Here is a 25,037-nt window from a genome sequence, read left to right as displayed (position 1 = left end):
AGGATAACTAGGACTATGTGTCGCAGGCCTCAAGTTATTTAAATCGATTTATTTTTGGCGATGGTCACGTTTTCGGTAGGATGGGAAAAACTGGTCTGATCTTTCAAGGATTGGCGATCCGGCCGCCCACCTGAGCATTGGGAACACCGGTCGTCGTCGGAAAGCTGATCGGCAGGCCGCGCAAAGTTCGCACGGCAAGGAATGCGAAACATTCGGCCTCGACGGCATCACCGCGCCAGCCGAAACCATCGGCTGAAACAGCCTGAACTTTTGCCCTCTCTTCGATCATCGACATGATCGTGGGATTGCGCCGTCCGCCGCCGCTGACGATCAGGCGCTTGGGCCTGTACGGCAGAAGATCGAGCGCCTTGCCGACGGCGGATGCGGTGAAGGCGGAAAGAGTGGCAGCACCATCGGCAGGGTTCAGACCATCCGCCATTGCGGCGGTGAAATCGAACCGGTCGAGAGATTTCGGATAAGCGGCGGTCAGGTATGGATGTTGCAGAAGGCGTTCGAGCCGCGCTTCGTCCACCTTGCCCGACGCGCCGAGCGTGCCGTCGCGATCCATCTCGCCGAGATCTAGCCCCTTGATGAAATCGTTGAGCGGTGCATTGGCCGGGCCGGTGTCGAAGGCGACCACCAGATCCTCGCCATCCCACCATGTAATATTGCCGACACCGCCGAGATTGAGGATTGCGGTGTCGCCGCTTCGATCGACATCACGCAACAGGGCAGTGTGATAGATGGCGGCCAGAGGAGCGCCCTGACCACCGGCGCGGACATCTGCCGTGCGGAAATCATAGACGACCTTTGTTCCGAGAATATCGGCCATCAGCTGGCCGTTGCCGAGTTGGCGGGTATCGCCCAAGCGCTCTTCGGTCGGAGCGCGATGCAGCACGGTCTGACCATGGAAACCGACGGCACCGATTTCCTGGATGGTGAGCCCGGCGCTTTTGACAAGCTCCTGAACGGCCTTGGACTGGGCACGCGTCAGCGCTTCTTCCGCATCCTTGAAAATCAGAGGCTCCGGACCTTCGAAATTCCAGCCTCGCGCCCGCCGCAAGGTTTCTTCCAACAGAAGCCGGGTTTCTTCTGAATAGGGCGCAAGCGTATAGGCGCCGAAGGTTTCGACGCTTTCTCCGTCCGTCTTGATAAGCGCGACATCGATATTGCCGTCGAGTACCGTTCCGGTCATCAGCCCGACCGCCCAGATAGGCTTCATTGCTTGTCTCCAATCATGATTGACCGAATCAGATCAGTCTATACGCACTCTTCCGGCAAAAGAGGCCAGTTGTCCCTCTCGCAGAAATTCCTTGACGCGAATCACCGATGCGAGCACCTTGTAACGGCTTCTTGCGGATTTTCTGAAACTTGGCGTTACTGCCAGTCTTCGGTGTAAGTCGAGTAGAGCGGCGTATTGGGCTGCCGGGACAATTTGCTCTCTGGTCGATCATAACGATGAATGCCGATCTCGTCGGCAAACATCAGGGAGAGTGTGGGATGGCCGGATCGGCTGAACAAATGCGAGCCTCGAAAGGCGACTTCGTGCCAGGCGCTCGGCAACTTGCCGACGAGGCCATCGCAAGCGATGCACGCGCGCTTTCCGAGCAGCTGAAGGCGATGCGGGAGCGGCTTTTCCCGCCGCTCGCAAGCAAGACGTTGCGTAGCTTCTCTTCCGGTGAGGCCGCCAAGCTCATCGGTGTGTCCGATGGTTACCTGCGCCAGCTGTCCCTAGCCGGAGAAGGGCCACAGCCCGAGACCGGTATAGGTGGACGCCGGTTCTATTCGCTCTCGGACATCAATGCCTTGCGCAGTCATCTTGCAGAGCAGGCGGTGGCCAAAGGGAATATCGCCAAGGCGAAATCCTATCTGCCGCGCCGGGATGCGGCGCAGAACGAGCATCTGCAGGTCATCTCGGTCACGAATTTCAAGGGTGGCTCAGGCAAGACCACTTCTGCCGCGCATCTGGCCCAGTATCTGGCCCTGACGGGACACCGGGTGCTTGCGATCGATCTCGACCCGCAGGCTTCATTGTCGGCGTTGTTCGGTTATCAGCCGGAACTCGACCTGACCGGCAATGACACGCTTTACGGCGCCATCCGCTACGATGACGAGCAACGCCCGCTCTCGGAGGTTATTCGCGGCACCTATTTTCCGGGCCTCGACCTCGTTCCCGGCAATATCGAGTTGCAGGAATTCGAGCATGTTACCCCGCAGGCGTTGGCGAACCGGCAGAGCGGCAAGGATAGCGGACCGCTGTTTTTCGCACGGATCCAGGCCGTATTGGCGACAGTGGAGCAGGATTACGACGTCGTCGTCATCGATTGCCCGCCGCAGCTCGGTTACCTGACTTTGTCGGCTCTTTGTGCATCGACCTCGGTTGTTGTGACGGTGCATCCGCAGATGCTGGATGTTGCCTCGATGAACCAGTTCCTGTTCATGACATCCGATCTTCTCTCTGTGGTCCGCGAGGCGGGAGGCACGCTCAATTTCGACTTCCTGCGGTATCTCGTGACCCGTTATGAGCCCAATGACGGGCCTCAGGCCCAGATCGTCGGTTTCATGCGCTCGCTGTTCGGGGACCGGGTTCTGACTGCGCCGATGTTGAAATCCACTGCGGTTTCCGACGCCGGCCTGACGAAGCAGACATTGTACGAGGTCGGACGCGAGAACTTCACGCGCTCGACCTATGACCGCGCAGTCGAGGCCATGAATGCCGTCAACAGCGAGTTGGAGGCTCTGATCCACGCGGCCTGGGGCCGATAGGACAGAAGGAAAGGTTTCAGATCATGGCGGGTAGCCGAAAAAACGAACTGAGAGCGCTGTTTGGAGGCGGTCTTGCGCCCGGCGCTACACCAGCGCCCGAGGCGCAATCGGCACCGAAGCCGGAAACCGAAGTACCGGTTCCCGCTGCAGCTCCGGCAGGTCGCAGTTCTGCCGGCGCGGTAAAGGCGATGGGCCTTTCGCTCAATGCCATGACCCGGGAGGCCGAAGAGGCACGTTTGCTGCGCCAGGCGCTCAGCGAAGGCGAGCGGGTCGTCGCAATTCATCCCGACAAGATCGATTCTTCCTTCGTCGAAGACCGGTTGCGACTGGATGATCAGGATGATGAGGATCTTGCGACCCTCATCGACAGCATGCGCGAGAGCGGACAGCAGGTGCCGGTGCTGTTACGCAATCATCCGGAAAAGCCGGGCCGATACCAGACGGCCTATGGCCATCGACGCATCCGTGCGGCTTCGCGCCTCGGGATCGAGGTCAAGGCAATTGTTCGGTCGTTGTCTGACGACGAACTGGTCTTGGCGCAGGGCAAGGAAAATGCCGAACGCCGCAATCTCTCCTTCATCGAGCGTGCCGTTTTTGCCAGAAACCTTCTCGCCGGCGGTTTCGACCGCAAGGTGATCGGTGAAGCGCTGTCGGTTCAGAAAAGCGAATTGTCGCGGCTGTTACAGGTTGTCGAGGCCGTGCCGGATGCACTCATCCGGGCGATCGGCGCAGCTCCGAAGGCTGGCCGTGACCGGTGGATGAAGCTTGGTGAACTGCTCACCTCGAAGACAGCTCAGGCCTCAGCAATGGCCGAGATTTCCGGCACCGAGTTCCAGTCATCCGTAAGCGATGACCGGTTCCAGCTCGTCTTCAATCATCTCTCCAAGCCAGAAAAACGCCAGCCTGCAGAGCCTGTGCTGTTGAAGGACAACAAGGGAAAGATTTTCGCGCAGGTACATACTGATGGCAAGAAAAGCCGGATTGAGTTTGCTGCGGGGATCGATCGTCGGTTTGTCGATGCTGCCGTGAAGGCCCTCATTCAGCAGTATGACGCGTTTGTCTCCGCTCAGTCATCGAAGGGATGAGGCGCTGACAGCTCGTCCAGACGACAGTGGAAACGAGAAGCAGAGTAGATAAGCCGGCCTTGTTCCGGATGGAAAAGTCGTCGAAAGAATACGCATATCGTAACTGATTTTTTCAACCGTCCGGAACTCACGTCATGAACGCCAATCCTCTGGTCAAAGGTTTCTACGACGAGCGCACCGGCAGCATTCAGTATGTGGTGAGCGATCCGGACACGAGAGATTGCGCGATCATCGATCCAGTGCTCGATTACGATGAGAAATCGGGAAGCACAAAGACATCGAGCGCGGATACCATCCTTGCCTATGTCGAAGATGAGCGGCTTACGGTTAAATGGATTCTGGATACGCATCCTCATGCGGATCATTTTTCTGCGGCAACCTATCTGAAGACAAAGACAGGCGCTCCGACCGCGATCGGCGCCAAAGTGGTCGATATTCAAAAACTCTGGCAGAAAATCTACAACATGCCTGAAATGAAGACGGATGGATCGCAATGGGATCGGCTTTTCGCCGATGGCGAGAACTTCCGGATCGGCAACATGGTCTGCAGGGTCATCCATTCGCCGGGCCACACGCTGGCATCAGTGACCTATGTCGTCGGCGATGCGGCTTTCATTCACGACACTTTATTCATGCCGGATAGCGGCAGTGCCCGTGCAGATTTTCCCGGCGGCAGTGCCGCAAGTCTTTGGTCTTCGGTCGACGCGATTCTTGCTCTTCCCGACGATACGCGGCTGTTCACCGGGCACGACTACCGTCCGGGCGGACGCGAGGCCCTGTGGGAGAGCACGGTTGGCCAGCAGAAGGCGGAAAACCCGCATGTTGGTGAAGGGCGGGAGGCATTTATCCGGCTGCGCGAGGGGCGGGATGCGACCTTGCCATTTCCGCGCCTGATGCTGCATGCCTTGCAGATCAACCTGAATGCCGGGCGGATGCCGGTTCCGGAAGAAAATGGCACGAGCTATCTGAAAATCCCGATCGACGCCTTCACCATCAACGCCTGGTAGGCCACCGACTTCCGGCTGTCGAATTCTGTAGCTGGATTACGATCTATTCGGCCGAAATTGGGAGATTGCGATCCCAGCGGGGAGCAGGCGCGAATTTTCCGGCCAGGAAATCGATGAAAGCGCGTACCTTTGCCGGCGGTCTCCGATTGCTTGCATAGATGGCGAACACACCAGGCAATTCCATCAGAGGTTCGTCGAGCGTGATCGACACCAGCCGGCCGGCGCGGATTTCATCGCCGACCAGAAAGGTCGGCTGGTAGATCATGCCCTGACCTGCCAGGGCGGCCGCCACAAGGGCGTCACCGTTATTGGCATGGAGGTTTCCCGTAACCGGGACGATGATCGAACCATCGAAGCCAAATCGCCAACGATCGGGTCCAACCGAGCTCGACAGGGTGTAGCCGAGGCAATTATGCGACCCCAGTTCCGACACCGATGCGGGGGGCGATCGCTTGGCGAGATAGGCGGGAGATGCGGCAAGGAGCATGCGACAGCGCGCGATCCTGCGCGCGATCAGGCTCTGATCTTCTATCCTGCCGATACGAATGGCAACGTCCCAGCCCTCTTCGACGAGATCGACGGTACGATCGCTCAATCCCAGATCGACACTCAATGCCGGATGCAGGTCTGCCAGTTCCGCCAATAACGGTACGATTTCCCGAACGCCGAAGGAAACCGGAACATTGACGCGCAGCGTTCCGCCGACTTCCATACGTTCGGCGGCCGCCGTCGCGTCGGCTTCCGAGAGTTCCAGGAGAATGCGCTCGACGCTTTCCAGATAGCGCCGCCCGGCTTCGTTGAGTGTTATCTTGCGGGTGGTGCGATGCAGAAGTTTAACGCCGAGCCGGTCTTCCAGCGCTGCCATGTGCTTGGTGGCCATGGTTGGCGACATGTTGAGCGCCCTTGCAGCTCCGGACAGGCTGCCGATTGCGGCGACCTTGGCGAAAACTTCCATTCCGGCGATGCGATCCAGCATAGTTACATCACTCCACAGGTGTGAGCTGTAATGCTCAGATAGTTGATTATCATGTTACCGGAGTGATTGCATAGTGTGGCCGATGATGGCTTCGCGCCGTCAATATAACTATGTTGGGAAACGACCGTGCTCGTAGATGGCAAATGGACTGCTGACTGGCAACCGGTACAGGCCAAGGATGCGAAGGGCGGATTCGTACGCCAGACGTCCAGCTTCCGGAACTGGATCACGCCGGATGGATCGGCTGGTCCGACCGGAGCAGGCGGGTTCGCCGCCGAAGCGGGCCGTTATCACCTCTATGTCGCACTCATCTGCCCCTGGGCATCGCGAACGTTGATCGGCCGCAAGCTCAAGAAGCTCGATGACCTCATCTCCGTTTCGGTGGTGGAGCCGGCTTTGACAAAGGAAGGCTGGCGGTTCGGCACCTATCCTGGCTCTACGGAGGACACGGTCAACGGTGCCCGTTACATGCACGAGCTCTACACACGGGTGGATCCGCATATTACCGGCCGCGCGACGGTTCCCGTCCTGTGGGACAAGAAGACAGGCACGATCGTCAACAACGAGTCGGCCGACATTCTGCGCATGTTCAACAGCGGCTTCGGTTCTCTGGCAGACGAGAGTGTCGATCTTTATCCGCAAGCTCTTCGCCATGAGATAGATGCCCTGAACGAGCGCATCTATCCGCGCCTCAACAATGGCGTTTATCGCGCGGGGTTCGCTACCACGCAGCAAGCCTATGAAGAGGCTTTTCATGACGTGTTCGGCATGCTCGACGAATTGGAGAGCCTGCTGGCGACGAAGACCTTCCTGGTCGGCGAGCAACTGACCGAGGCCGATATTCGCCTCTTTGTCACGCTGGTGCGTTTCGACGCGGCCTATCATGGCCTGTTCAAGTGCAATCTCCGTCGCATTGCGGATTATTCCAACCTCAGCCGCTACCTGCGCCGGATATTGTCCGTTCCGGGCATCGCGGAGACGGTCAGCATCGATCACATCAAATGTGGTTATTATTCGATCGAGAGCCTCAATCCGACGGGGATCATTCCTGTCGGCCCGGCACTGGAGTTCGAGGATCTGCTGACCTCCGGGCCATCGGCTGCGATCTAGGCAAGCCGCTCAAGACATTCTCCGCAATCGGCAAATATTCGGGATTGATACGCATGCTGACCCAAATTCTCCTGACCTCCGTCCTGCTGCCGCTCGTTCTTGGCGCGGTCATCGCACTGGCTGGTAAGGGAACGACTTCTCGAGCCGTTCTGCTAACGGCACTGCTGATACCTGTTGCCGCTGCCATCGCGAGCGTTTCGATCGAAGGCCTGCCGCCATTCCCGCCGATTGCAGCAAAACAGAAGCTGCCCTTGTTGCTGGTCATCGGTGGTGTTGTTTTCGCAATTCTTGCCGTTCTGCTCCGGCAGTTTGTGAACCGATGGATCATCGCGCTGGTGGGTGTCGTCTCTCTTGCAGCACCCGCTTGGTGGTTGGGCAAGAACGTTCTCGCAGCCAACGCGACGAAGGCGACGACACTTGCGATCGTGCTCGTCATCGTCGCCATCGAGATTGCGGCTGTGTCAGGGCCGCAGGCCAGAAAATCCTCCGCGGCAGCCTTGCCGGCTGCGCTGCTCGCCACCGCAATCGGAACGGCACTGACTGCGATCATGGGCGGCTATATCGGCATGGCGCAGATGAACGGCGCGCTGGCTGCCCTGTTCGGTGGCTGGCTGCTGGTTCGCTACATTTCCTATATCCGAGGCGACGATGCAGCCTTCGTTCTTGGGGACTTTGCCGCGCTTTCCTTTATCTGGACCGCCGCTATGGGCGCCACGATGACTGTGCTGCTGTCGCCGAGTGCTGCGCCGGTCGCGCTCGTTCTTTCGCTTCTGCCTGTCGCCATCTTCGCGGTTCTCAACTGGCGAGAAGTCGGATTTGCGAACCGCGCGCGGTTCCTGCAGCCGCTGATCATCGGCGCGCTGACCGCAATTCCTGCAATCGCCGCCATTCTTGTCGCCGTGCTTGCCGGCGGTTGAGCTCACAGTTTCACCAATCCGGCTTGCCGGACACCATCCTCATCACGAACACCTTCAACACATATAAGGAAAAACCATGAAACGCCTGATTCTCGCCACTGCCCTTGCCGGCATGTTCATGACCGGCGCTGCATTCGCAGCTGACAGCTATGAAATCGATCCGACGCATGCCTGGGTCGGCTTCAAGACGAGCCATGCCGGCTGGGCGAAGGCTCACGGCGCCTTCAAGGCCGTATCCGGCACCATCTCCTTCGACAAGGACGACGTCACCAAGAGCACGGTTGAAATCGCCCTCGAAGCCGCAAGCATCGACACCAATGACGAAAAGCGCAACACGCACCTGAAGAGCCCGGACTTCCTCAACGCCGAGGAATTCCCGCAGATCACCTTCAAGAGCACCTCGATCGAAAAGACCGGCGACAAGACCGCCAAGGTAACCGGTGACCTGACCCTGCTCGGCACCTCCAAGCCGATCGTTCTCGACGTTACCTGGAATGCAGAATCCGCGCTGCCCTGGGATGCCAACACGATCAAGACCGGCTTTTCCGCAACCGGTTCGTTCAATGGCGTCGACTTCGGCATCGCCAAGATGAACGATTTCGGCATCGGCCCGGAGATTGCTCTCGATATCGATGTTGAAGCCATCAAGAAGTAATAACAGTCTCACATGTCGAGCTGAAAATGGCGCGACCGGTATCATATCCGGTCGCGTTTGCCGTTCTAAGACAGAACGATTCTTGCCTCGAACCCGTCATCTCTGCCTGTCGCCGGTGATAGCAGTTGGAGACGGCCGTTCATCTGCCCGAGCAATCTTTCGACAATCGACAAGCCAAGCCCTGAGCCTGCAGCTTCTGTCTTGCCGCGGCTGAAACGTCTGCGGATTGAGGCAAGGTCGGCTTCCGTCATGGCAGGCGCAGCATTGACGATGCGCACGGGCCCGCCGTCTTCGAGAAACACTTCGACCGGTTCTTTTGGTCTGCCATGTACAAGCGCGTTTTCGATCAGGTTTCGCAGGACAATGGCAAAGGCGTCTTCGCTGAACGGACCTGTCAGCTGCGCACCGGGTGCGCGATGGAATATCAGGCGCGAAGGGTTGGCCATGCCGCGCCAGAAATCGGTCAGCACCATTTCCAATATGCGGCCGAGATCAGCCGGCTTGTCGGCAATGCCGATACCCGCCTCGGCACGCGATAGCTGGAGCAGCTTTTCGGCAAGGTGGCTGAGGCGTGTCAACGATGCCTCGATCTGGCCGGCGCGATGACGGCTGGGACTGTCGGTCAGCTCGGCGATCAGCATCTGCGTTTGCGCCAGAGCGCCGGCGATCGGTGTGCGCAGTTCGTGCGCGCTGTTGGAGGTGAACTCCCGCTCGGCATCGAGCGCGGTTCTGAGCCGTGTCATCAACAGGTTGACGGAAACCGCGATCGGCTGCAGTTCGCGCGGCAGGATGGAAGCATCGATCGGCTCCATGTTGCCGCCATCCTTGGTCTCGATCTCGCGGCGCAGTTCGCCGACAGGCCGCACGGCGCGGCGAACCACGAGCCAGATCATCATGCCGCTGACCGGTATCAGCAGTATAAGCGGAAGAAACAGCGCGATCGCGCCTTCCCGGACGGCCTCTTCGCGGTTCTCGAAGGCATCGGCAACCTGAACGAAGATCCGGCGATCCTCGCTTGTGGCCGTGTAGAACTGGTAGGTCGCATTTTTCCAGAAACCGGCCTTCAATGGCGTTTCGAATGCCCCTTCCGGCGCGTCATGGGACCTTATCAGCACACGGCCGGATGGGTCGCGTACCTGGTAGATCAGATACTCGTGATCGCCGCTTGAACTGGCTGTCTGCAACTGTTGTGGTGCTGCTCCCGGGCTATTGTCAGAGGGGACCCCCAACATCCCGCGATGTTCGAGATCGTCGACGACAAGTGGTACGAGCCGTTCGGCCGTATCCTGAAGCGTGCCATCGAAGATTTCGGCAAGTTCTTCCTCCATCACGACAAGACCAAGGCCTACCGCCAGCAGCCAGAGGAATGTCATTGCAAATGTCAGCGACAGGATCAGCCGCCGGGTCATAGACGGGCCTGTTGCCCGGCTGAAAAGGCTCATTGTTCGCGTCCCAGCCGGTAGCCGATACCGCGCAGCGTGGCGATGTGATCCCGACCGAGCTTTTTGCGCAGCCGGCTCACATAGACCTCGACGGTGTTGCTTTCGATTTCGGAACCAAAGGCGTAAAGGGCTTCCTCGATCTGAGGCTTGGACACGACGGCGCCCGGTCGCGCCGAAAGGCTGTCCAGCACCGCCCATTCGCGGCTGGACAGATCGATGACTTCGCCTCCCACCGTTACCCGGCGGGTCGCTGCGTCTATCTCTATATCCCCGATGCGCACCAGAGACACCGGCCGGCCGCTGTAACGGCGGCTCACCGCCAGCATCCGGGCCGTCAGTTCTCCGAGATTGAACGGCTTCACCAGATAGTCGTCTGCGCCGCTATTCAAGCCCTCGATACGGTCCGATATCTGGTCATGTGCCGTCAGGATAATTACCGGCGTGGTAACCCCACGGGCGCGGAATTCCTTCAGAAGAGCAATCCCGCTGCCATCGGGCAGGCGAAGGTCAAGCAGGATCAGGCCATAGCTGGTGGTTGCAAGCGCGCTTGTCGCCGTGTCGATCGTCTTCATCCAATCGACTGCATGATCACCACTTGCAACATGATCGCGCACCGCTTCTCCAAGCGTTGCATCATCTTCAACCAGAAGAACCCTCAAACTGCCTGCTCCGTCCCATCGCGATATTATCTTATACCCACCGTTTAGCAGAGTAGGGGGATAAAATTCGAGAGGGGAAGGAGGCGTCTGCGGGATCATGACGAGACGAATTTCGGGATGATGACGAAAGCGGCGGTGAGGCCGTTCACGACAAGCAGGCAGAAGACGGCAAAGGAGCCGAGATCCTTGGCATGCCGGCCGGTGTCGGACCATTCGGGCGAGATGCGGTCGATGATCTCCTCAATGGCGGTATTGAGCGCTTCCGCCGCAAAGAGGCCCAGCATGACGATTGCCATCATCACGTAATCGGAGAAGCTCGCACCGACTGCGGCAAAAGCTGCGAATATTGCCACGCCGGCAATAATCTCGTGGCGGAATGCGGTTTCGCGCAGCAACCTCAAGGCACCGTTCAGCGAATAACCGAACGCTGCCTTGAGGTGCCGGCTGCCGGTCACTTTCTCGATGGGGGACGAGGGGCTGATGGAGACAGGCGGCAGTTCATCAGCCTTTTTTGTGACCGGCCTTCCGACCGTTCCGATGGGGGCATAATCGGGAACAGTCATGAGTTTGGCTTTCCTTCCGTCTTGCGGCACGCGCCGAGCACATCGAGATTGGGATTGTAGACGGAGGTCTTCACCGCCATGACGCCGAGTGCGGTGTGGAAGAGATTGTCGTGCGAGGCTTCTTCGCCCGCTCGTTTCGAGACACAGGAAGCGTCGACCGAGGCCTTCATCTCGGATCCCTGCCACAGGACGAAGGGAACATGGGTCTGCTGCGACGGGGCTATGATGTAGGGCGCGCCATGCAGATAGAGCCCGTTTTCACCGAGCGACTCGCCGTGGTCGGACATATAGATCATCGTGGGAGCGATCTTGTCTTCGCGCGCCTTCAGGATGTCGATGACCGAGGCCAGGATATGGTCGGTGTAAAGAATGCTGTTGTCGTAGGCGTTGACGACTGCCTGGCGATCACAGGTGCCGAGTTCGGCTGTGCGGCATTCCGGCGTGAAACGGGCAAATTCCTGCGTGTATCTCTGGTAATAGGCCGGACCGTGACTGCCGAGCTGATGCAGAACCAGAACGCTGTCGCCTTTGATATTTGAAAGCCAGCCGTTGAGTTCGGCAACCATGCCGTCGTCGAGGCATTCGTGATCCTTGCAGTAACGCGGGTCGTTGGCATCGGAGAAGGACCTGTAAACGGTGCGGTCGGCGACGCCCTTGCTGCCCGTATTGTCGTCCCACCATTCGGTCTTGATGCCGGCATGGCCAAGCACGTCGAGCAGGTTTTCGTTCGCAAGTCCGGCGCGATGGGAATAGCCGTGCCGTGTCAGGTTGGAAAACATGCAAGGCACCGAGACCGCCGTCGCCGTGCCGCAACTCGAGGTTTGCGGGAAATAGGTGATGTCACGCTTCTTGAGTTCGGGATTGGTCTCGCGGTTATAACCACTGAGTGAAAAGTTTTCGGCGCGAGCTGTTTCTCCGGTCACGATGACCAGCACGCGTGGCTTGCCCGATGCCGGGGAGGAGGCAACTTTCGCATCGGTACCGAGTGGCTTTGCCACGATATTCTTGTCTGCTTCGCTGGCCAGGGTGAAGGCAACCGCACTTCCGATTGGCAGGAACGGGTTGAGCGTCAGGATCATGTCCTTGTGCAGTCGCGCGACGGCGGCGATGCTGCGCGAGCTGCTAACGCCACAGGCGAGTGCTACAAGCAGGAGCGGCACGATCGCCGCGAGATTCCAGCCCACCTTGGACAAGAACCTGCGGTGCTCGATGCGCACCCAGCAGACCAGCAGCGCCGGTATCAGGCCGAATATCGTCATGTGCAGCAGGTAGGCGGGGGTGATCAGGTGGCCGGCTTCGGACGGTGTCGTCTGCGCCGCGTTGCGGATCATGTCGACATCGATAATGGTGCCGAACCGGTCCATGAACCATGAGGCCGAGGCGGCGCTGAAGATCATCAGGATCAGGACGGGTTTCAGAAGATACTTGACCGAGACCGCGATCATGAAGGCGGCAAAAAGGCACGTCAGACCCAGGGCAAAAGCGCCAAACGCCAGGTGGCTGTCGAAATAGCTATAGGCGCGCGTGAAGAACATGCGGTTGGTAAAGGCAATCAGGTAGAGAGCCCCGAGGACGGCGAGAGTGACGCTGCCGATCTGTGGTCGGATGAAGCGACGGGCAGGGCGGGACATGCTGGTAATGGACAAGGAGAAGGCTCCCGGCAGTTTCTGTTGCCGGCGAAATCGCATCCGATCCTGACTGTCACCTGAATGTCAAAAATCTTCTCCTGCGCGCGTCGCGTTCAGCCGGATGTCAGCTTGGCGCTGCATTTTGCGACAATCGGAGTAGGAGTTGGCGTCTCGTGAATGCATTTAGAACCCGTCCCGGCATGATCTATGTTGCCGTTCTCGTGCTTGTGGTCTGCTCAATTCCCTTGATGCATGAGGCAAAGCGTATCCACACGCTTCAGAACTGGCCGACAGACGCCCAACCGCATCACGGTTTTTTGGGGTAGAAACCGGACAGGAACGAACGAGGCGATGTTGATTTCGCCTCATCGTGATTGTGTTGGTCTTCACTCTGTCTGGCCGCTATGGCAGTTTCCCACGCCACAGGGGGCAGGAACGCCATGAAAACAGATATCGCCGTAAAGCTTGTCAATGTCAGTCGCTCATTCGCAACGACACCAGCCGTCCGCGACATATCGATCGATATTCGCAAAGGCGAGGTCGTTTCTCTCGTTGGGCACTCGGGCTGCGGAAAGTCCACGCTGCTGCGTATCATTTCGGGAGTGGAAACCGTCGATTCCGGCCAGGTCTTTCTCGATGGTCAGGAGGTTGACGGCCGACAGTTCGTCGAGCCGGAAAAGCGCGGGGTTGGCTTCGTTTTCCAGGATTACGCACTTTTCCCGCATCTCAGCGTCCGCGAAAACATCCTCTTCGGCCTGAAGCGACACGCACAGACGGAGGCTTCTGCCAATGCCGAGGATGTCATCCGGCGCATCGGGATTGAGCATCTGCTGGAACGCTTTCCGCACACGCTTTCAGGTGGTGAGCAGCAGCGTGTGGCGCTTGCAAGGGCGCTGGCGCCGAGGCCCGGCATCGTTCTTATGGACGAACCCTTCTCCAACCTCGATCAGGGCTTGCGTGGGCAGGTTCGGGCCGAAACGTTGTCGCTTTTGAAATCGCTCGACACGACCGTTATCATGGTTACCCATGATCCGCAGGAAGCGCTTTCCACCGGTGATCGCGTGGTGTTGATGCGCGCAGGCGAAATCGTGCAGGCAGGATCCGGCTATGATCTTTATGACCGGCCGACAAGCGCCTATGCGGCCGACTTCTTCTGCCTTTCGAACAAGGTGCCGGGTATTCGTAAAGGCGACAGGATCGAGACTGCGATCGGCAGCTTCCGGCTGAACTACGCGGCCGCAGACGACGGAAAGACTACCGTCCATATCCGGCCACAGGCAATTTCCATTTCGCTCGACCAAGGCGATATTCCTGCACGCGTCAAGCAACGGATCTTCCACGGGGAAACCGAACATATCCTGCTCGCCGTCGAGGGAGTGGAGATGCCGTTGAGGGCCATTGCTCTCGATCGCCTGCCGGAAGGTACGGACACAGTCAGGATTTCCATTACTGCAGAGCGCGTTCTGGCATTCTAATGCTCCTATTGGTTGTCTTGGTGCCTTGCGGCTTGATAAAGTTTGCGTGATGCGTATCTTCGGTTGAACTTTAAACTTGACCAATCAGGTCAAGAACTGCTGCAAGCGTTGCGTGTTCATTCCAAAGGGGGAGTACCATGAACCCGCACACTTTCTTCACCACCACGCTTCTGGCCACCTCTATGTTTGTGGCTCCGTCGCTGGCATCGGCTGCCGAGATCAACGTCTACACGACGCGTGAACCGGCCCTGATCGCCCCGCTTCTTGAAGCCTATACCAAGTCGACCGGCACGAAGGTCAACACGGTATTCCTGAAGGATGGATTGGCTGAACGCGTCGCATCGGAAGGGGCAAGCTCTCCGGCCGATATCCTGATGGCGGTCGATGCCGGCAATCTCGTTGATCTCGCCGAAAAGGGCGTGACACAGCCGATCGAATCCTCCGTTCTGAGCGGCGCCGTTCCGGCCGAGCTGCGTGACGGCAAGGGCCATTGGTTCGGTCTCTCCTACCGTGCGCGCGTGCTCTACGCCGCCAAGGATCTCGACCTCGCCTCCTTCAATTACGAGGATCTGGCTGATCCGAAGTGGAAGGGCAAGGTCTGCATCCGCTCTGGCCAGCATCCCTACAATACGGCGCTGTTTGCCGATTACATTGCCCACTACGGCGCGGAAGAAACCGAAAAGTGGCTGACTGGCGTAAAGGCCAACCTCGCGCGCAAGGCTGCCGGTGGTGATCGCGACGCGGCCAAGGACATTCTCGGCGGTATTTGCGATATTGGCATTGCCAATTCCTACTATGTCGGCCTGATGAAATCCGGCAAGGGCGGCGAGGAACAGGTCAAGTGGGCCGAAGCCATCAAGGTCGTGTTGCCGACCTTCAAGGATGGCGGCACCCAGGTGAACATCAGCGGCGCGGCTGTCGCGAAAAATTCGCCGAACAAGGCCGAAGCCGTGAAGTTCCTCGAATATCTTGTCTCCGACGAAGCCCAGAAGATCTACGCCGAGGCCAATTACGAATACCCGGTCAAGGCCGGCGTTGCCGCCGATCCGATTATCGCCTCCTTCGGCGAGCTGAAGATCGACAACAAGCCGCTTTCCGAAATCGTCAGCCATCGCAAGCAGGCAAGCGAACTGGTCGACAAGGTCGGCTTCGACAACTAAGGAATTTGCAAGGCGCTCTGGAAAACGGGGCGCCTTGCGTCTTTTATTTCATGGATATGTCTATGCCTGCCAGCAACCCGGTCGCTGAACCATCGGTCGTCAGCCATGCTGGCCGTTCGGGCAGAAACTGGCTTGCTCTTTCCGCCATCGTCGCGCTGATCGTCATCCTGCCGATTGCCGGTCTGGCTGTCGAGGCGCTGAAGGGATCTGTCGGTCTCTGGGCGCATCTTTTTTCCAGCATACTGCCGGTGGCATTGATCGATACAGTCATCCTGCTTCTCGGAGTGGGGGTGGTTACCGCAGTGCTCGGTACGACGACCGCCTGGCTGGTCACCGCCTATGATTTTCCCGGACGCAGAGTGCTGGAATGGGCGCTGTTGCTGCCGCTTGCGGTGCCGACCTACATCATCGCCTATGCTTATCTCGATATCCTGCATCCGATCGGCTCGGTGCAGGGGGCTATCCGTTGGCTTTTAGGTTACGAGACCCCGCGGCAATTTCGCTTGCCCGATATCCGCTCGATGACCGGCTGCATCCTGCTGCTTGGCTTCGTGCTTTACCCCTATGTCTACATTCCCACACGAGCGATGTTTCTCACCCAATCTGGCAATCTCGTGGATGCGGCCCGCACGCTTGGTGTGTCCCGCCGGGCGATCTTCTGGCGCGTTGCGCTGCCGCTGGCGCGGCCAGCCGTAGCGATCGGCGTCGCGCTTGCCCTGATGGAAACGCTCAACGATGTCGGGGCAGCCGAGTTTCTCGGGGTCAGAACCATGACGGTCTCGATCTATACGACCTGGATCACCCGCACCGATCTTCCGGGCGCTTCGCAGATCGCGCTCGCACTTCTGCTGATCGTGGTTGCGCTGGTCGCGGTCGAGCGCTGGGCGCGGCGAAAACAGCGTTACGCGACCGATGCCCGCCGCAGCCGCGGCCTGACACCCGCGAAGGTGCCAGCCTTGAAGGGCCTGCTGCTCTTTGTCGCCGGAGCTGTGCCGATCTTGCTCGGTTTCATCGCTCCGGCGCTCTATCTCACCACTGAAGCCTGGAAACGCTACCAGTTCGCCGGCCTTTCCTCGCGCCTTGTCGGCGAGGCGATCAGCACGCTCACCATCGCGATACTGGCGACGGTCGCTACCATTTCTCTCGGGCTTGTCGTTGCCTATGCGACCCGTTTGCGCCCGGGCAGGACCTCCGCCACGCTGCTTCGCATGTCGACCGTCGGTTATGCCGCACCGGGTACTGTTGTTGCGATCGGAGTGCTGATCGTGCTGGCCGGCCTCGATCGTTTCATCGATCGCACCGCGCTTGACTGGTTCGGCGTCTCGACGGGGCTTTTGTTCATGGGATCGGGCGCGGCCGTGGTCTATGCACTGACCGTCCGTTTCCTGGCGATCTCCGCCGGCGGCATCGAAGCGGGGCTTTCGCGTATTCCCATGTCCTTCGATCATGCATCGCGCACGCTCGGACAATCGACGGCCGGCACGTTCCGGCATGTGCATCTGCCGCTATCGAAGGCCGCGATCTCGGCGGCAGCCCTGCTTGTCTTCGTCGATTGCATCAAGGAACTGCCGGCGACGCTTCTCCTGCGGCCGCTCAATGTCGAAACATTCGCGACCCATCTCTACGGCGAAGCGGCGCGCGGCACTTATGAGGAAGCATCGATCGCGGCGCTTGCCATCGTCGCGATCAGTGTCCTGCCGGTCATTCTGCTTTCGAGAGTAGGCGCTTCCGAGCGAAGCGCGTAAACATCGACTAACCGAGGGACGTGCCGATCGTCGCCGTATAGACTGCATAAAGCGATCTGGTGGCGGTGATGAACAGGCGGTTGCGCCGTGGTCCGCCGAAGGTGACATTCGCCACCGTCTGCGGGATCAGGATCTTGCCGAGCAGCTTTCCCTCCGGTCCGAAGCAGTGCACGCCGTCGCCAGCACTGGTCCAGACATTGCCATAGACATCAACGCGAAAGCCGTCCGGCAGGCCGGTGTCGATCGTGCAATATTCGCGGCTGTTCGTGAGCTTTCGGCCGTCCACGACGTCGAAGGCGCGGATATGGCGCGGCCTGTCTGGATCGTGGCTGGATGAGGAATCCGCCACATAGAGGATGGTTTCATCCGGCGAAAAGGCGAGGCCATTCGGCTGGCCGAAATCGGTGACGACAGCATCAATCTCGCCGGTTTGCGGATCGAGCCGATAGACGTTGCGGGTTTCCTGTTCCGGATCGGCGCGATAACCCTCGTAATTCGACATGATGCCGTAGGTCGGGTCGGTGAACCAGACGCTGCCGTCGGAGCGCACCACCACATCGTTGGGCGAATTCAGCGGTTTGCCCTGATAGCTGTCGGCAAGCACGGTGATCGAGCCGTCGATCTCGGTGCGGGTGACACGGCGGGTGCCGTGTTCGCAGGTCACCAGTCGGCCCTGCCGGTCTCTCGTATTGCCGTTGGAAAAATTCGATGCGCTGCGAAAGACGGAAACACCGCCGCCTTCGACCCAGCGCAGCATCCGCTCATTCGGATTGTCGCTCCAGATCAATGAGCCCTGATCGGCAAACCAGACCGGCCCCTCCGCCCAGCGGCATTCGGAATGAAGCTCGTCCAATGGCGAGGTCGGAACGATCAGGAACCGGAAGCGATCATCGTGGATTTCGTAGATGGATGAGGTCTGTGACATGGCATTGTGTCCGGTTGGATTTATCGACTAGCGAAGCGATTGCCGGCCACCGGCAAGCAGGATGACGGCGATGATGATGAGGCCGGTGAGGATGAGGCGGAAACCGGCACCGAAGCCGTAGGTATTCAGCATCGAGACGACGAGGAACATGAACAGCGAGGCGCCCCAGATGCCCGGGATATTGGAATTGCCGCCGGCCACCGCCGTGCCGCCGATGACGACGACGGCGATCGACATCAGCAGATATTCCGAGCCCATGTTGAGAGCGGCACCACCGGAAAAGCTCGCCAGCAGATAACCGCAGACGGAGGCGAGCACGGCGCAGAGCATATAGGTGACAAGCCGCGTCCCATCGACCGGGATGCCAGCCATGCGGGCCGCGAACGTGCTCTGCCCGATCGCCGAAATCCAGCGGCCATAGATGGATTTTTCCAGAAGCACCCAGGCGATGATAGAGAGGATCAGTGCCACGAGCGCGACATTGGGGATGCCGAACAGGCTGGATGTGGCGAAGGAGGCGAGCGTTTCCGGCGGTTTAATGCGCAGGCCGCGATTGCTCCAGATCGCCACAGACTGGACGATGAAGCTCATCGACAGCGTGGCGATGATCGGCGGTATGCGCAGCGCCTTGATCAACACATAATTGCCTATCCCGATGATGAGACCGATACCGATCGAGGCAAGCAATCCGACGACGATCATGCCGTCCTGCACATCCATCAGTTTCAAGGCGAGCGTGCCGGACAGCGTCATCGTGGCGGGTACCGAGAGATCGATATTTCCTGGCCCGAGCGTGATGACGAACATCTGGCCGATACCGACGACGACCGAGAAGGCTGCGAAGGTGAGCGCTGCCTGTGACAGGCCGAAGGAACTTGCGCCGCCGGTGAAAAGCACCGTGACGATCCAGACGGTAATCGTTGCGGCAAACGACCAGATCCACGGCTTGGCAATCAGAAGGCGATTGAGGCTCATTGGCTCTTCTCCCGCTTTTCCAGACGGTTGAGGGCAAGGCGCAGGGCGAGCACGACGATCAGGATCGCGCCCTGCGCGCCGATCTGCCAGTCCGGCGAGATGCGCATGAAGGACAGGAAGGATCCCGCGAGCGTCAGTGTCAGCGCCCCGATGACGGCGCCGATCGGTGAAACCTTGCCGCCGACGAACTGGCCGCCACCGAGAATGACGCCGGCGATCGAAAGCAGCGTATAGCGGAGCGCGATATTGGCGTCGGCGGAAGTCGTGAGGCCGACCAGTGCGATGCCGGCAAGCACGGCGAAAAAGCCCGCCAAGGCATAGGTAGCAGCGCGGAGGCCGAGGACCGACCAGCCGGCACGTTCCACCGAGCGGTCATTGCCGCCGACGCCGCGCATCAGCACGCCGAAGGACGAGCGCATGACGATATAATGCGTGACTGCTGCAATCAGGATGCTGGCGACGATTGCCATCGGCACTAATGGCGGCTTGGCCGTCATCAGCCATCGTGCCCAGGTCGGCGCGGTGCCGCCGGGCGAGGGGAGGATGAGAACGGCAATTCCGCCCCAGACGAAACTCATGCCGAGTGTTACGACAATGGACGGCAGGTCGCGCACATAGATGACGACGCCGATCAGCGCATAGGTGGCAATCGCGCCGAGAAAGATCAGGATGCCGAGCGCCGGTGACGACTGCAGGAACGTAGCGGAAACGCAGGCGCAGAAGCTCACGAATGTGCCCATCGACAGATCGAGGTCGTTGACCGACATGATCAGCATCTGGGCGATGGTCGCGAGTGCGATCGGGACCGCGAGATTGAACAGAAGATTGAGCCCCGTATAGCTCATGGCGCGCGGCTGCATGTAGAAGACGGCGGCGAGCAGCAGCACCAGCGATGCGGCGGGGATGATCAGGCGGATCGTGCCGGAAGACAGCTTCATGCGGCGTCTCCTTCGTGAAAGGAGGCTGCCAGAACGTTTTTCTCCGTGATTTCCTCGCCGACAAGTTCGGCCGCAATCGCGCCATCGCGGAAAACGTAGACCCGATCGCAGAGGCGGATTTCGTCCATTTCCGTCGAATACCAGATGAAGGTGCGTCCGTTGGCGGCTTCCGAGCGGAGGATTTCGTAGACCTCCTGCTTGGTGCCGATGTCGACGCCGCGCATCGGGTCATCCATCAGCACGGTGCTGGCTGTGGTCGCCAGGGCCCGGGCGAAAAGAACCTTCTGCTGGTTGCCGCCCGAGAGCGACAGGATGCGGTTTTCCATATTCGGCGTGCGGATTTCGATCCGTTGTTTCCATCCGGCCCCCAGCGTTTCCTCCCGCGCCCTGTCGACCATGCGGTTGGTCGCAAGCTGACCGAGCGAGGCGATCGAAAGGTTCTTGAGGATGCTCCACAGCGGGAATGTGCCGTTCAAGCCGCGATCCCCGGCGACAAAGGCGATCTCCCGCTGCCTTTTCGGCCACCAGTTGCTGTTGCGGTCGAGATAGAGGTCGAGCAGGGCTTCGGTCTGGCCGTGGCCACCGAGGCCGGCAAGGCCGATCATCTCGCCACGCCAGGCCTGAAAGGCAAGCCCGTGGCCACGTCGCGGCGGCATGGAAAGGACCGCATCGCCTGCCCGGGCAGCGACTGAGCGCGAGAATTCCTGCTCGCGCACGACATTACCCATCGCTTCTACAAGGCTGCGGGTCGAAAACTCGGATGCCGCCCGGTCCGCGACCACGCGGCCGTCCTTCATCACCACGATGCGGTCGGAGGTGGAAAGAATCTCACCGAGAATATGCGAAATCAAAAGAACCGAACCGCCTTCACCGACGAATTTGCGGATATAGGCCATCAATTGTGCTGCAAGCCCGGCATCCAGCGAGGATGTCGGTTCGTCGAGGATGACGAGTTTGGGGCGCTTGTCGATGCCGGCAAAGCTGATGGCGATCTCCACCATCTGTCGCTCGGCAATCGACAGATCATCGACTGTCGAGTCGCAATCGATCGAATGACCGGGAAATATGTCCTTGAGCTGGGTCTCGACAAGCGAGAGCGCGCGGTTGCGCCAGGTCCAGCCCTTGAGTTCCGCATGCATGATGCGGGCGTTTTCGCCGACCGTCAGGTTCGGACAAAGCGACAGTTCCTGAAAGACGCAGCGCACGCCATTGGCGCGGGCCGCCGAGATCCCGTGAATTTCACGGCCGCTATAGGTGAGCGAACCGTCATGCGGTGTCAGCCCGCCATTGATGACGTTGACGATGGTGGACTTGCCGGCACCGTTATGGCCGACCAGCCCGATACATTCTCCGGCATGGATCACGAGGTCTGCGCCATCGAGCGCCTTGACGGCGCCGAACGTCACACGGACGCCACGCGCTGCCACAACCTCTTCTCGCTTCAAGGTTTTGGTCATGCAATCGCTGTCGATTCTGTTGTGTCGGACAATGCCGGGACGCGAAGGGTTGGGCGCCTTCGCGCCCCGGCACGCGGGAGGCGACGCTACTTGGCGTCGATCACCTTCTGGGCGTCTTCCAGCGAATATTCGACATTCGCCACGCCACCCTTCTGGGTATTCTTAAGGTTCTCCTCGAGATTGGCCTGATCGATCCGAAGGAACGGCACGACAAGGTCCTTCTTGACCTCCTTGCCGTCGAGGATCTGCTGCGCCACCCAGAAGGCGAGCGTCGAGACGCCGGGCGCGATCGAGACCGACATGGTCTCGTAACCGTCCTTGTCCTTCTGTCCCTTCCACCAGACGAGTTCGTCCTCGCGGTTGCCCATCACGATGGTCGGCGTCGGGCGCTTGGCGGCGGCAAAGGCCTGGGCTGCACCATATCCGTCACCGCCCTGGGTGACGACAGCCGCCACTTCCGGCAGGCTCGGCAGGATACCGGCGACAGCGCGCTGGGCAACATCCTGTGCCCAGTCGCCATTGACCGAACCGACGATCTTGAACTGCGAGTTCTTGGCAACGCCCGCCGCGATACCTGCATGGATCTCGTCATCGACCGAGACACCGGCAAGACCGCGGATTTCGAGAAGATTGCCGCCCTTGGGCAATTTCTTGGCGAGATAGTCGATCTGGCTTTCGCCCATCGCCTTGAAATCGACCGCGATGCGCCATGCGCAGGGTTCCGTAACGACGCCGTCGAAGGAAACAACGGTGATACCGGCGTCGCAGGCTTCCTTGATTGCGCCGTTCAAGGCGGTCGGCGAAGCTGCATTGATGACGATCGCATCATAACCTTGCAGGATCATGTTCTGAATCTGGGCTGCCTGCTCGGTCGCCTGGTTCTCGGCGGTGGTGAACGGGTCGGCTGCCGCGACCACGCCCTTGGAGACGGCCTCCTTGGTGATCTTGTCCCAGCTTGTCAGCATCGCCTGACGCCATGAATTGCCGGCATAGTTGTTCGACAGCGCGATCTTTTTCGATGACGTATCGGCGAGCGCGGGTGCGCACAGGCATGCAAAGGCGACGGATGCCGCCAGCATCGTTCTGATGGTCATGATTTCCTCCCAAATAGCTCCCTGCATATCGTCCGGGCCGCTCCTCAACGGTGATCCGGAGATAATGATTGCCCTGAGCCCCTTTTGCTCAGTAAATCGAGGATGGAGGAGTTTCTTGACAAAGTACAGGCGCATCCAAGCAGGCTTTCTGCGGGTTTGCGCGCAAAATCTGCGGGTTCCCGCAGGACAGACTTGAAAAGCTCACGCTTAATTGACGGCTGAAGGACTGGAGGAGGTCCGCCCATGCTCAATCCGGCGCGCAACTCGCTGTTCGACCGCTATCTGGGGATTTCCCGGCTTCTGGCGGGCCAGCTCGATTTCGATTCCATCATCAAGGCGGTGGCGGACGAGATCAGCCATATCATCCCGCATGACCATCTCGACGTCTGCATCAAGATGCTGGATGGAAAATACCATATTGCCTATGAGAGCGGACTGGATACCGCCTGGAGCCAGCACCCGCCGGCGCTTCTGACCGGAAGCCCTATTCGCACACTGCTTTCGGGCGAGGTGGATTTCCTGCTTTCAGGCGACGCATGCACCGACCCGCGATTTCATTTCAAAGGCGCGTTTTCAAGCCCGATCATCGAGCTTTCGCTGCATAGCCGGTTGCATGTACCGCTGAAAGTGCAGGGTGATGTGATCGGTGCGCTAAGCTGCTCCAGCCGGCAGAGCGATTGTTATACCCAGGAAGATGTCGAAAACGCCCGTGCCGTGGCCGATCTTCTGGCGCCCTATTTCTTTGCTTTGCGTGCAGCCGAGCAGGCGAAACGCTCGGCCGTCATAGAAACGGAAGCGCGCGCTAGGGAAGAGGGGCTGCGTTTCGGCGCGCTGAAGCTAACGGAAGCACTGGAGGCAGAGCGCCAGCGCATCGGCATGGATCTGCACGACCAGACGCTTGCTGACCTGACAAGGCTGACGCGCCGCATGGAGCGACTGACCCATCTGCCTGCAGTCTCGGGCGACGCGTTGGAACCACTATGTCGGGCGATGCAGCAGTGTATGCATGACCTTCGCCAGATCATCGAAGAGGCCAAGCCCACTGTATTGCAGCTCTTCGGTGTTGCGGAAGCGATTGAGAACCATCTGGAACGGTCGGTTCGGGAAAGCGGCCAGCCGATAGGATGGAGGATGATCGATGAGAGCGGCGGCAGCCTTCGTGATCTCAATCCGACGGTTGCTGTGGCGCTGTTCCGTATCGTCCAGGAGGCAGTCAATAACGCCATTCGTCATGGGCAATCGGACAATATCACGGTGCGGATCGCGCGGAGCGGCCAATCACTTTGCATCGAGGTCGAAGATGATGGTCGAGGCCTCGCCGATATCAAGGAAACGGCCGGACATGGTATCGACAACATGAGGACCCGCGCTCGATTGATTGCGGCTCGGTTCGAAATTGGCAGCAATCCGGCCGGTCGCCGCGAGAGGAGGGGAACCCGGATGCGGCTGACCCTCTCGCCGGATTTCCCGGTTTTGGTTGAGGTGTGACGATGAATGTGCTGATTGTCGAGGACGATGCCCTTCACCGCGCATTTCTCAATGAGGCAGTCCGTGCGGCCCTGCCGGAATGCGGGCACGTGATCGAGGCGGAAAACGGTCTGAAGGGCGAAGGACAGGCCCGCACATTGCGCGTCGAGCATGTCGTCATGGATCTGCAGATGAGCGAACGCAACGGGATCGAGGCGGCACGCACGATCTGGCGCGAGCGTCCAGATACCAAAATCCTTTTCTGGTCGAACTATTCCGACGAAGCCTATGTGCGGGGCGTGGCGCGGATAGTGCCTGAAGGCGCGACTTATGGCTATGTGCTGAAGTCGGCTTCGGAAGAACGGCTGAAACTTGCACTGCGCAGCGTCTTCGTTGAATCCCAGTGTGTGATCGACCGGGAAGTGCGTGGTATTCAGCAGAAGACTTTTGGTAATTCCCTCGGCCTTACCGACGTCGAATACGAAATCCTCGTCGATGTGGCGCTGGGGTTGACCGACAAGGCGATCGCTAAGCGAAAACATCTGTCACTGCGCAGCGTACAGAACCGCCTGCAGCAGCTTTATGAAAAGCTCGGTGTTTATGAGACGCCGGGGCAGGGGAGCGAAGGTTGGTTCAACCTTCGTACGAGAGCAGTCGCGGTAGCACTTTCACGCAAGGTTTTGAACGCGAGCGCCATCGAACGGGCCGAAAGAGACCTAAGGCAATCTGCAGGGGTCTAGGCGATAGGATGCACTCAGACAGACCTGTGGCCGCTGCCGTCTTATCTGCGGGACTTGGCGGGGTGTTTGGTGGGGCAAACCGGCTGGGTCTTCGCTTCCATTCGAATAAATTGAACATGATCAATAACTTGTTCGATTTTTGCAGATTTGTGAAAATAGCCTGTTGACGTTTTCGGGGGCGTGGGACTATAACCCGCTCACTGACGAGGGCGGCGGCGCTGCTAGCGACGATGTCCTTCGTTCTAGAGAAATC

Annotated in this window: 23 protein-coding genes; 12 read left to right on the top strand and 11 right to left on the bottom strand. The window is 59.3% G+C overall.

The window, feature by feature from the left end:
* Positions 1-103: 103 nt before the first annotated feature.
* Positions 104-1,222, bottom strand: coding sequence for an anhydro-N-acetylmuramic acid kinase (locus HNQ72_RS23165; RefSeq protein ID WP_183995742.1), 1,119 nt, complete (start codon positions 1,220-1,222; stop codon positions 104-106).
* A gap of 299 nt (positions 1,223-1,521) precedes the next feature.
* On the opposite strand from HNQ72_RS23165, the gene repA reads away from it, so the two are divergent.
* The 3 genes from repA (at position 1,522) to HNQ72_RS23150 (ending at position 4,858) form a co-directional block, all read left to right on the top strand.
* Complete coding sequence (gene repA, locus HNQ72_RS23160; RefSeq protein WP_244654516.1) at positions 1,522-2,766, top strand: plasmid partitioning protein RepA; 1,245 nt, start codon at positions 1,522-1,524, stop codon at positions 2,764-2,766.
* Between the two features lie 23 nt (positions 2,767-2,789).
* On the top strand, positions 2,790-3,851 hold the full coding sequence (repB, locus tag HNQ72_RS23155; protein ID WP_183995738.1) for a plasmid partitioning protein RepB: 1,062 nt from the start codon (positions 2,790-2,792) through the stop codon (positions 3,849-3,851).
* A 134-nt stretch (positions 3,852-3,985) separates the two neighbouring features.
* A complete protein-coding gene (locus HNQ72_RS23150) occupies positions 3,986-4,858 on the top strand; it encodes an MBL fold metallo-hydrolase (protein WP_183995736.1) in 873 nt (290 codons plus the stop codon).
* Between the two features lie 43 nt (positions 4,859-4,901).
* Here the strand turns inward: HNQ72_RS23150 and HNQ72_RS23145 are convergent, their stop codons facing one another.
* Positions 4,902-5,834, bottom strand: coding sequence for a LysR family transcriptional regulator (locus HNQ72_RS23145; protein ID WP_183995734.1), 933 nt, complete (start codon positions 5,832-5,834; stop codon positions 4,902-4,904).
* A gap of 126 nt (positions 5,835-5,960) precedes the next feature.
* On the opposite strand from HNQ72_RS23145, the gene HNQ72_RS23140 reads away from it, so the two are divergent.
* From HNQ72_RS23140 to HNQ72_RS23130, 3 genes are all read left to right on the top strand, one after another.
* Positions 5,961-6,944: a glutathione S-transferase family protein gene (locus tag HNQ72_RS23140; RefSeq protein WP_183995732.1), complete on the top strand. Its 984-nt coding sequence runs from the start codon at positions 5,961-5,963 to the stop codon at positions 6,942-6,944.
* Between the two features lie 53 nt (positions 6,945-6,997).
* On the top strand, positions 6,998-7,861 hold the full coding sequence (locus HNQ72_RS23135) for a hypothetical protein (protein WP_183995730.1): 864 nt from the start codon (positions 6,998-7,000) through the stop codon (positions 7,859-7,861).
* 76 nt (positions 7,862-7,937) lie between these two features.
* Positions 7,938-8,516: a YceI family protein gene (locus HNQ72_RS23130; RefSeq protein ID WP_183995728.1), complete on the top strand. Its 579-nt coding sequence runs from the start codon at positions 7,938-7,940 to the stop codon at positions 8,514-8,516.
* Positions 8,517-8,581: 65 nt separating this feature from the next.
* Here HNQ72_RS23130 and HNQ72_RS23125 read toward each other — a convergent pair whose 3' ends face one another.
* The 4 genes from HNQ72_RS23125 to HNQ72_RS23110 form a co-directional block, all read right to left on the bottom strand.
* Positions 8,582-9,958 (bottom strand): sensor histidine kinase, encoded by a 1,377-nt coding sequence (locus HNQ72_RS23125; protein ID WP_244654512.1) that lies wholly within the window; start codon positions 9,956-9,958, stop codon positions 8,582-8,584.
* The gene (locus HNQ72_RS23120) at positions 9,955-10,617 is read right to left on the bottom strand and encodes a response regulator (protein ID WP_148145010.1); all 663 of its coding nucleotides are present in this window, start codon (positions 10,615-10,617) and stop codon (positions 9,955-9,957) included. Before HNQ72_RS23120 ends, HNQ72_RS23125 begins: the two co-directional genes overlap by 4 nt.
* A 95-nt stretch (positions 10,618-10,712) precedes the next feature.
* Positions 10,713-11,180 carry a diacylglycerol kinase gene (locus HNQ72_RS23115; protein WP_183995726.1) on the bottom strand — a complete coding sequence of 156 codons (468 nt, stop codon included), beginning with the start codon at positions 11,178-11,180 and terminating at the stop codon, positions 10,713-10,715.
* On the bottom strand, positions 11,177-12,826 hold the full coding sequence (locus HNQ72_RS23110; protein ID WP_308422360.1) for a phosphoethanolamine transferase: 1,650 nt from the start codon (positions 12,824-12,826) through the stop codon (positions 11,177-11,179). Before HNQ72_RS23110 ends, HNQ72_RS23115 begins: the two co-directional genes overlap by 4 nt.
* Positions 12,827-12,981: 155 nt before the next feature.
* Between HNQ72_RS23110 and HNQ72_RS23105 the strand changes: the two genes are divergently transcribed.
* From HNQ72_RS23105 to HNQ72_RS23090, 4 genes are all read left to right on the top strand, one after another.
* Positions 12,982-13,134 (top strand): hypothetical protein, encoded by a 153-nt coding sequence (locus HNQ72_RS23105; protein WP_183995724.1) that lies wholly within the window; start codon positions 12,982-12,984, stop codon positions 13,132-13,134.
* 114 nt (positions 13,135-13,248) lie between these two features.
* The gene (locus HNQ72_RS23100) at positions 13,249-14,283 is read left to right on the top strand and encodes an ABC transporter ATP-binding protein (protein WP_183995722.1); all 1,035 of its coding nucleotides are present in this window, start codon (positions 13,249-13,251) and stop codon (positions 14,281-14,283) included.
* A 182-nt stretch (positions 14,284-14,465) separates the two neighbouring features.
* Positions 14,466-15,443 carry a Fe(3+) ABC transporter substrate-binding protein gene (locus HNQ72_RS23095; RefSeq protein WP_244654517.1) on the top strand — a complete coding sequence of 326 codons (978 nt, stop codon included), beginning with the start codon at positions 14,466-14,468 and terminating at the stop codon, positions 15,441-15,443.
* A gap of 62 nt (positions 15,444-15,505) precedes the next feature.
* Positions 15,506-17,188 (top strand): ABC transporter permease, encoded by a 1,683-nt coding sequence (locus tag HNQ72_RS23090; protein WP_183995718.1) that lies wholly within the window; start codon positions 15,506-15,508, stop codon positions 17,186-17,188.
* 7 nt (positions 17,189-17,195) lie between these two features.
* On the opposite strand, the gene HNQ72_RS23085 is transcribed toward HNQ72_RS23090, so the two are convergent.
* The 5 genes from HNQ72_RS23085 to HNQ72_RS23065 form a co-directional block, all read right to left on the bottom strand.
* The gene (locus tag HNQ72_RS23085; protein ID WP_183995716.1) at positions 17,196-18,113 is read right to left on the bottom strand and encodes an SMP-30/gluconolactonase/LRE family protein; all 918 of its coding nucleotides are present in this window, start codon (positions 18,111-18,113) and stop codon (positions 17,196-17,198) included.
* Between the two features lie 27 nt (positions 18,114-18,140).
* Complete coding sequence (locus HNQ72_RS23080) at positions 18,141-19,088, bottom strand: ABC transporter permease (protein ID WP_183995714.1); 948 nt, start codon at positions 19,086-19,088, stop codon at positions 18,141-18,143.
* Positions 19,085-20,026: an ABC transporter permease gene (locus HNQ72_RS23075; protein ID WP_183995712.1), complete on the bottom strand. Its 942-nt coding sequence runs from the start codon at positions 20,024-20,026 to the stop codon at positions 19,085-19,087. Before HNQ72_RS23075 ends, HNQ72_RS23080 begins: the two co-directional genes overlap by 4 nt.
* Positions 20,023-21,483, bottom strand: a complete 1,461-nt coding sequence (locus HNQ72_RS23070) for an ATP-binding cassette domain-containing protein (RefSeq protein WP_183995711.1) — start codon at positions 21,481-21,483, stop codon at positions 20,023-20,025. The genes HNQ72_RS23075 and HNQ72_RS23070 overlap by 4 nt, the downstream gene beginning before the upstream one ends.
* Positions 21,484-21,569: 86 nt before the next feature.
* On the bottom strand, positions 21,570-22,577 hold the full coding sequence (locus HNQ72_RS23065) for an ABC transporter substrate-binding protein (protein WP_183995709.1): 1,008 nt from the start codon (positions 22,575-22,577) through the stop codon (positions 21,570-21,572).
* A gap of 243 nt (positions 22,578-22,820) precedes the next feature.
* On the opposite strand from HNQ72_RS23065, the gene HNQ72_RS23060 reads away from it, so the two are divergent.
* Positions 22,821-24,065 carry a GAF domain-containing sensor histidine kinase gene (locus HNQ72_RS23060; RefSeq protein WP_183995707.1) on the top strand — a complete coding sequence of 415 codons (1,245 nt, stop codon included), beginning with the start codon at positions 22,821-22,823 and terminating at the stop codon, positions 24,063-24,065.
* Positions 24,066-24,067: 2 nt separating this feature from the next.
* Entirely contained in the window at positions 24,068-24,784 is a 717-nt protein-coding gene (locus tag HNQ72_RS23055) for a response regulator transcription factor (RefSeq protein WP_183995705.1), read from the top strand.
* Positions 24,785-25,037: the final 253 nt, after the last annotated feature.

Origin of the sequence: Aliirhizobium wenxiniae (assembly GCF_014201355.1) — a bacterium.
GTDB lineage: Bacteria > Pseudomonadota > Alphaproteobacteria > Rhizobiales > Rhizobiaceae > Neorhizobium > Neorhizobium wenxiniae.
Note: the sequence above shows the minus strand (reverse complement) of the source record. Positions and strands in the feature narration are given on the sequence as shown.

What these genes read in the sequence shown, in the direction of transcription:
- HNQ72_RS23065 (WP_183995709.1), bottom strand. Translation starts at nt 22,577, where the DNA reads ATGACCATCAGAACGATGCTGGCGGCATCCGTCGCCTTTGCATGCCTG.
- HNQ72_RS23150 (WP_183995736.1), top strand. Translation starts at nt 3,986, where the DNA reads ATGAACGCCAATCCTCTGGTCAAAGGTTTCTACGACGAGCGCACCGGC.
- HNQ72_RS23095 (WP_244654517.1), top strand. Translation starts at nt 14,466, where the DNA reads ATGTTTGTGGCTCCGTCGCTGGCATCGGCTGCCGAGATCAACGTCTAC.
- HNQ72_RS23070 (WP_183995711.1), bottom strand. Translation starts at nt 21,483, where the DNA reads ATGACCAAAACCTTGAAGCGAGAAGAGGTTGTGGCAGCGCGTGGCGTC.
- HNQ72_RS23055 (WP_183995705.1), top strand. Translation starts at nt 24,068, where the DNA reads ATGAATGTGCTGATTGTCGAGGACGATGCCCTTCACCGCGCATTTCTC.
- HNQ72_RS23145 (WP_183995734.1), bottom strand. Translation starts at nt 5,834, where the DNA reads ATGCTGGATCGCATCGCCGGAATGGAAGTTTTCGCCAAGGTCGCCGCA.
- HNQ72_RS23075 (WP_183995712.1), bottom strand. Translation starts at nt 20,026, where the DNA reads ATGAAGCTGTCTTCCGGCACGATCCGCCTGATCATCCCCGCCGCATCG.
- repB (WP_183995738.1), top strand. Translation starts at nt 2,790, where the DNA reads ATGGCGGGTAGCCGAAAAAACGAACTGAGAGCGCTGTTTGGAGGCGGT.
- HNQ72_RS23135 (WP_183995730.1), top strand. Translation starts at nt 6,998, where the DNA reads ATGCTGACCCAAATTCTCCTGACCTCCGTCCTGCTGCCGCTCGTTCTT.
- HNQ72_RS23165 (WP_183995742.1), bottom strand. Translation starts at nt 1,222, where the DNA reads ATGAAGCCTATCTGGGCGGTCGGGCTGATGACCGGAACGGTACTCGAC.
- HNQ72_RS23130 (WP_183995728.1), top strand. Translation starts at nt 7,938, where the DNA reads ATGAAACGCCTGATTCTCGCCACTGCCCTTGCCGGCATGTTCATGACC.
- HNQ72_RS23080 (WP_183995714.1), bottom strand. Translation starts at nt 19,088, where the DNA reads ATGAGCCTCAATCGCCTTCTGATTGCCAAGCCGTGGATCTGGTCGTTT.
- HNQ72_RS23060 (WP_183995707.1), top strand. Translation starts at nt 22,821, where the DNA reads ATGCTCAATCCGGCGCGCAACTCGCTGTTCGACCGCTATCTGGGGATT.
- repA (WP_244654516.1), top strand. Translation starts at nt 1,522, where the DNA reads ATGCGAGCCTCGAAAGGCGACTTCGTGCCAGGCGCTCGGCAACTTGCC.
- HNQ72_RS23090 (WP_183995718.1), top strand. Translation starts at nt 15,506, where the DNA reads ATGCCTGCCAGCAACCCGGTCGCTGAACCATCGGTCGTCAGCCATGCT.
- HNQ72_RS23085 (WP_183995716.1), bottom strand. Translation starts at nt 18,113, where the DNA reads ATGTCACAGACCTCATCCATCTACGAAATCCACGATGATCGCTTCCGG.
- HNQ72_RS23125 (WP_244654512.1), bottom strand. Translation starts at nt 9,958, where the DNA reads ATGAGCCTTTTCAGCCGGGCAACAGGCCCGTCTATGACCCGGCGGCTG.
- HNQ72_RS23115 (WP_183995726.1), bottom strand. Translation starts at nt 11,180, where the DNA reads ATGACTGTTCCCGATTATGCCCCCATCGGAACGGTCGGAAGGCCGGTC.
- HNQ72_RS23100 (WP_183995722.1), top strand. Translation starts at nt 13,249, where the DNA reads ATGAAAACAGATATCGCCGTAAAGCTTGTCAATGTCAGTCGCTCATTC.